Source organism: Christensenella sp. KGMB01412, from assembly GCF_055522415.1.
The window spans coordinates 76,297-82,287 of the sequence record NZ_JBVFVW010000007.1 but is presented as its reverse complement, the minus strand read 5'-3'; the positions used below and the strand labels follow the sequence as shown (position 1 = coordinate 82,287).

General features: G+C 49.9%; 8 protein-coding genes. All 8 read right to left on the bottom strand.

Annotation, left to right across the window (positions count from 1 at the left end):
• Positions 1-254: 254 nt before the first annotated feature.
• Complete coding sequence (lepB, locus tag ACS5WU_RS11370; protein ID WP_059108399.1) at positions 255-890, bottom strand: signal peptidase I; 636 nt, start codon at positions 888-890, stop codon at positions 255-257.
• Positions 891-926: 36 nt separating this feature from the next.
• Complete coding sequence (locus ACS5WU_RS11365; protein WP_302760372.1) at positions 927-1,640, bottom strand: hypothetical protein; 714 nt, start codon at positions 1,638-1,640, stop codon at positions 927-929.
• Between the two features lie 32 nt (positions 1,641-1,672).
• Positions 1,673-2,557 (bottom strand): hypothetical protein, encoded by an 885-nt coding sequence (locus ACS5WU_RS11360; RefSeq protein WP_302760373.1) that lies wholly within the window; start codon positions 2,555-2,557, stop codon positions 1,673-1,675.
• 64 nt (positions 2,558-2,621) lie between these two features.
• Positions 2,622-3,239, bottom strand: coding sequence for a hypothetical protein (locus ACS5WU_RS11355; protein WP_320606753.1), 618 nt, complete (start codon positions 3,237-3,239; stop codon positions 2,622-2,624).
• Positions 3,240-3,262: 23 nt separating this feature from the next.
• A complete protein-coding gene (locus ACS5WU_RS11350; protein WP_160295555.1) occupies positions 3,263-3,421 on the bottom strand; it encodes a hypothetical protein in 159 nt (52 codons plus the stop codon).
• A gap of 24 nt (positions 3,422-3,445) precedes the next feature.
• On the bottom strand, positions 3,446-4,270 hold the full coding sequence (locus ACS5WU_RS11345) for a hypothetical protein (protein WP_302760375.1): 825 nt from the start codon (positions 4,268-4,270) through the stop codon (positions 3,446-3,448).
• Between the two features lie 164 nt (positions 4,271-4,434).
• Complete coding sequence (locus ACS5WU_RS11340; RefSeq protein WP_059108402.1) at positions 4,435-5,154, bottom strand: LytR/AlgR family response regulator transcription factor; 720 nt, start codon at positions 5,152-5,154, stop codon at positions 4,435-4,437.
• Between the two features lie 18 nt (positions 5,155-5,172).
• A complete protein-coding gene (locus ACS5WU_RS11335; RefSeq protein WP_052740055.1) occupies positions 5,173-5,586 on the bottom strand; it encodes an RrF2 family transcriptional regulator in 414 nt (137 codons plus the stop codon).
• Between the last annotated feature and the right edge of the window lie 405 nt (positions 5,587-5,991).

Here is a 5,991-nt window from a genome sequence, read left to right as displayed (position 1 = left end):
ATCTTTCTCCTTTAATGTCCGATCCTTATAGAAGATATTTGATCGCCAACTTTAATCCGGGGATGGTTCCCCCAGTTTTTATCGTGTAACCGATTATGCAATAAATATTGTTTTTTGTGCGTTTTACATCGTGAACAGCACTTTTTTTACGTGAACAACACCTTTTGAGGGCCTTTTTTTAATCTGTTTCGTCCCCCGTCCGGCCAGCTTATCAATGCAATCCGGGAATTTTTTTCCACGGATAAATGTCTTTGTCACTGCAAGGTTCCGATTCCCTCCAGCGGGAAAATCCTGAAATATACCTTGCCCAGCAGCGTGCATTCAGGCACCATGCCAAGTACGCTTCGCCTGCTGTCTATGGAATTATTCCGGTTGTCCCCAAGAAGGAACACGCGTCCCTGGGGTACCTGCACCGGAAACTCCACATCTCCCTCGAGATTGGTCGGTCCCAGCGTGTACGGCTCGTCGATCTGTTTGCCGTTGACGCTGACCTTCCCCGTTTCATAATTTACGTCCACCGTATCACCGGCAAGCGCAATCACGCGCTTAATGAGGTCTCCGTCTCCCAAATCCATTTCCGTCACAACGATATCGCCATAATCCGGCGTATATCCAAGCGGCGAGCAAAGAACCACATCTCCGCTATGCAGGGTTGGTTCCATAGACGCGCCGTTTACCGTCGCGATCCTTACGACATAAATATTGACCAATACAACCGCCATAGCGACAAAGAGGATGCGGCTTATAATGCCCCATACCTCTTTTTTCCGTTCCTGCCGCTGCTTTAGCCGCTCAATTTCCGCCCTTACCGCTTCAAGGCTTGGACGGCGCCTTTCCCCTTCTGCGCTTTTCTCCGGGGTGGTTTTTGTTTTGTTTCTTTTTTCCTGCATAGATTTCCCTGCTTTTCATTCCCCCGGAGTCACGTTTTATTCAGCCTGCTCCTGCGCATCCGGCTTTCCAAACCGCTTTAATACCTTCAGAAGATTTTTTGCCTGCTCTGCGCTCAGAATAACCTGCTCTTCCTGTGGCTGTACGTCTTCCGGCTGGGACGGAAATTCGCGGATTTTATTTTCGCTCCGTTCCGCTTCCTGCTGCTCTATCGTAAAGGCAGCCTCATATCCCCTGCGCGCGTTGTCGATTGCTTCCTGCATATTTGCAAGCATTTCCAGATTCGTTTTCTGCAACTGTTTTGTTATGCCCATCGCTCTCATCTGTGCTGTCTCGATGATAGACTGCGCCTCTACGCGCGCACTCTCGGTTATGCGGGCAGAATCCTTACGCCTTTCGCTTTCCATTTCCCTGAGTAAGTTCACCTGCCGCCCCGTCTGCTGCGCCATCTCGTTCATCTGACGGATCGCCGCTTCGACCGCCTGCAGGTTAACAGGCCTCTCTTCCTGCTCCAGCAGCCTTTTGTTGGCAGCCTGAATCTGGCTTACCAGCGCCTCGTTTTTCTCTGTAAGGTCGCTTTTTTCCAAACGCAGGGCTTGATTCTCCTGCATTAGCTCGCTGATTTTGGTTTCTTTTTCGCGGTTATCCTTTTCAAATCCCTCAAGCTCTTCGTCCAGTTCCCCCAGCAAAATAATGAGGTCCATTTTACTCAGCTTTTGAAGTCCTTTGATTTCCTGATTGATATCAGCCACAAATATTACCTCCTTTTATCATTCGGTTTGCCTTAATCCGTTTCGCCAATGTGCTGCGTCCGATAGGCAAGGTCGCTTATTACGCTCCTGATTTCATCGCTCAGTCCGTCGGTATAATCGTCTTCCGGCTCAGCCTCCCCGGGCTTGTCGCCGGCGGGAAAATCGGTTTGTGTTTTTTCTTCCTGCAGCGTAATCTCCGCAAAAGGCTTTTCCCCCTGAATACCGACTGGCTGCACGGCCTCTTCCTGTTGCCGGCTGTCCGCAGCCGGATACAAAATATCGTCCAGATGCGGCACTTCGCCCGTTTCAGCCTGCGTATCCTGTTCAAACGGCTTTTGCTGCAAAGCCATGTTGATATAAGCCTCAGCACCCGGAACCGGCGTATCTGCGGCAATCCGCTGCTCATATTCCCCGCGCGCGCCGGACAGCATCTTATCTATCTCAATTTGCAGGCTTTGCAGTACGTTTGTACTGGCCTCCTTCACCTGTTCCGCTCCCGCTTTGGCTTTGGAAATGATCTGCTCTGCCTGGTAACGCGCGGCGGTAATCACCGCCTCCGCTTCCTTCTGCTTGGCGATCTCCATTTCCCTCATATGCTCCAGGTATTGCTTTGCGGCATTTTGCGCGGCCTCCATTACGCCGTTTACCTGTATCATGGAATCCGCCAGCGAGCCCGGTTCCTGCTGCGTAAGCTGCGCTTTTTTCCGGTTCATCTGCATATCCGCCATTTGCCCCTGCAGTTGTGCCGCCTGTCCCTGCAACTGCGCTGTTTGCCGCTCAAGCTCCTCAATAATGCTTTGTTTTTTTTCATTTTCCTCAGCAAGCCTGCGGTTCTCGTCGTCGCAGTCCTGCACAAGGCGGACCAATTCAGTTTTCCCCATTTTTTTCAGCTGCTGTATTTCCATACGATCTTTCATATTAACTCCCTTTCCTGTACCTGATTATTGCATCCGGGGCGCCATCGCCTTTCCCCGGTCGTGTTCAAACCGCCGATTTTTCCTGGATACCTTCCAGCTTTTTCCGGAAGCGGTCCGCTTCCGCCTGCATATCCCCCAGAATCGCCTGCAAAGCCCCAAGGTCGGTAAGATACTGATTCTTCAGCTCCGCCATTCTGTCGAGCGCCTGCCTGTGGAGCAACTGCTCCTCTTTTATTTTCCTGCGGCTTTCCGCGAGGATTTCGTCCGCCTGCTTTTTGGCGTCCTCGCATACCTGCCGGGCTTGCGCCGTTGTTTTCCTGATCACAAGGGTAAGTCCCTGCTGTATCTCATGGATGACCTGCGTTATTACATCCATTTGCTTGCGGGAACCTGCCGGCTGCCCGTCAATACCGTATTGCACCACAATCTCATTCTTCCTGATTTTTTTCTCCATTTGGGAGATCGTGCATTCCTTTTGCTGTATCTGGCTCTGGCTGAATTCCTGGCTTCTCTTGTTGCGCTCTTCCAGCTCCAAAATTTTATTCCGGTATAATCCGTCCAGGCAGCGCAGCGCGTCTATCACATGCTCCCTGTTATAGCCAACGAGCGCTTTTGGCAGCGTCAGCATTTTAAAAAACTGGATAATTTCCGGATAATCGTTTTGCGGTTGGATCAAGCCCAATATATTCTCCTGATTGCCCATCTCTAAAATTTCCCCGTTATCTTTTCTTTACTTCCGGACAGGAATATTTCGCTGATTCCGTCCATATCCTTCAGCTTTCTGCGGGTAACAGATTTTATGATAATACCCGCCGCGGTAATCGCCGCAAGCAATACCATTCCAATGATTTCAAGGCTGTTCATCATGCGTTTCCTTTCTGTGCCCCATTACTTTTTTCGCTTGCTGTTATACCAGCGGATCGATCCCAGGTCTTTGATAATACTCAGTGCGAATAAAACGCCCGCAATACCGGACGCACCGAATAATCCCACCGCAAGCGGCGTTACCTCATTTTCATCTGCCTGCGGCTCTTCCTCCGGTTCCGGCGTTTCTTTTGGCTCCGGCTCCTTCACTGCATAAACAGAAGGCTCCGCACTTGCGGAAGGCGCGGGCGGGGCGGGCGTTTCCTCCGGCTCAGCTTCTATGACCACAGCTTCCGTTTGACTGGGAGTTGGATTTGGCTTTGGAGCAGGAGCCAGCTTGCCTGTTTGCGACGCGGGCGCCTCGGGTTCGTCCTGCTGCGGCGGTTCCGAAGGTTCCTGCGGTTCCATCGTAGGGATCGGCATGAGGCTTGGCGTCGGTTCAGGGCTTGGCTCCGGTGTAGGAGCTGGAGTCGGCTCCGGCATTGGCTCTGTGATTATGACGTTGATTTCTATATAGTTGGACGACGTGTCATCCGCAAATAAATACATTGTAACCGGATATTTGCCCGGCTCCTTCAGGGCCGCCAGCCCTCCGATATCTATCTTTTCATATCCGCCTTCGTACACTTCAAAGTTTTCCCAGGTTTTGACGACCGACCTTGATCTTTTCACGATCTCATTTTCAAGCTCGCCCTTTTTGTTGAACCCGCTTGCCTGCACGCCCGTCATCGTCACGTCGTATGCCTGCATACAAAAATAAGGCTCCCAATCCACATGGTGGTAGCCGTTTCCTGCGGCAAGGGCGGTAAACGGAATACTGAGCAATAGGAGGAACGTTAATAAAAACATTACTATTCTGTTATTTTTCTGTTTTTTCGTTTTAACCGCTCCTTTCCGCATAGATAGATACCGCCCAGTTTTTTTATTATCAGTTGTACCGCAAACTCCATTTTTTGTGCGCTTTACATCGTGAACAACGCTTTTTTTACGTGAACGACATCTTTTTTTGTACTTTAAATTGTTTTCCGGGATTTGAAGGCCGTCCTCACCGCCTTTAGGTAAGACCTGCCCACGGGAAGCTCCGGGCCGCCCTTTATCTGCAGCCCGTCCTTGCTTAAACGTATAATTTTACCTGCCGCGACAATGTACGAACGGTGGATTCGCACAAATCCTTTGTCCAGCAAAATGTTTTCGATTTTTCCAAAGGTAGAATAAAATTCGAAATTCTTGTTACCGTAATACACGGTGATATAATGGTCGCGCGCTTCAAAATACACGATGTCCTCCACGAACACCTTCCTGTTTTCTCCCGCACACGAAAAAACAAGCGTTTCCCGCGCCTTTTTGCGGCATTTGTCAAACGCTTTCAAAAAAATCTCTTCAAATCTCTCTATTGGAGTCTCTTCCTTAATCAGGAAATGAAACGCGTCCACGTCAAACGCACGAAGAATCACGTCTTTCATGGAGCTTGCGGTCAGGAATATGATCTCGCTCTCACAATCGCGCTCCCTCAGCCTGCGTGCGGTTTCGATGCCGTCGATTCCCGGCATATCGATATCAAGGTAGATCACGTCCGGCTGGTCCTTCATGTCATCGAGCTCAAACAGCATCTGGTTCCCGCTGGTATATGGCTCGATGTTCAATTCGATCCGGAATTTTTCACATATATTGCACAGGACGTCCGTAAACCGCAGGATATTATCCTTGCAATCATCGCAAATCGCTACAACCAATCTCTGTTCCCCCCAAGGTTACGTTTCGTTTGTATTCATCAACTGCGCTATGGTCATACTGCCAAAACGGTTTTCTATCATCTGCTGGATGTCCCGGAAAAAATTCTTTACCGGACAGTGTGCCGCATAAGGCGCGGAATCGTTCTCACCGCGCCCCCGGTACCGGTCGATCTCTATCGCGCCCTGCGTTACCGTCACGATATCCAAAACGCTTATTTCTTCCGGCTTTCGCATGAGGCTGTAGCCCCCGCGCACGCCCATATGCCCTTTAATCAGCCTTGCCGCTTTGACCTTGTGGGCTGTCGCAATCAGGTACTTTTTAGGAATCCCCATTTTTTCAGCGATTTCCGTTGCCGGAACGATCCGTCCCTTGTTCAGCGCCAAATATAAAACAAGCCGAATCGCATAATCGGTTGTGATTGTCAGCTGCATTGTTTCCTTCTCCCTGCGCCGCTTATTTTACAGCGATTTCACTTTAAGCCGGTTATGCAAAACTCGGCGTAAATCGCTTTCATTTGCAATTTATACCAAAAGCCTGTAACCAACCTTTTGACAAATTGCTATGATCCTGGCACGCCATAATTTAATTCTGCCGCACCGTAATTTAATCCATTCCCGTGGAACCGCGTGATATAATACCCATCAGGATATGTTTCCCGGCGGGTAATCCTTTACCCGTTTTGGAACCATTCCCGGACGGTAAGCAACCGGTTCGTTGAAAAACACGTGCCTGAGTGCGCTTACTGCATTCGTGTTTTTTCGCAATATTTCTACATTCGCGCCATTTCCCTGCTTTTTTGCTTTTTGATACGCTTTCCTGCGAGCCGTCTGACCAGC